This is a genomic window from Caulobacter sp. 602-1 (assembly GCF_003931565.1).
Lineage (GTDB): Bacteria > Pseudomonadota > Alphaproteobacteria > Caulobacterales > Caulobacteraceae > Caulobacter.
Genome location: NZ_RRYI01000227.1, coordinates 1 through 269 on the forward strand (window position 1 = coordinate 1; position 269 = coordinate 269).

1 pseudogene is annotated in these 269 nt (G+C 68.8%); it reads left to right on the forward strand.

The features are described from left to right. A pseudogene (locus tag EIK80_RS25985) lies at positions 1-269 on the forward strand (IS21 family transposase); the annotation flags it as partial.

Consider the following 269-nt stretch of genomic DNA (forward strand, 5'->3'; position numbering starts at 1 on the left):
CCGGCTCGTTTCGGAGAGGGGCTACGGGGGCGCGTACTCGTCGGTGCAACGGTATGTGAAGCGTTGGCGCGAGGAGCATCGGCTCCCGTCGGACGGGTATCTGGAGCTCGAGTGGCATCCGGGCGAGGCGCAGGTCGATTTCGGCATGGCGCGGGCCGTGGTCGGCGGGGACCGGGTCGACGTGCATTGCCTGGTCGTGACGTTCCCGTATTCGAACATGCGCTACTGCGCGGCCCTGCCCGGGGAGAACGCGGAATGCGTGTGCGCGG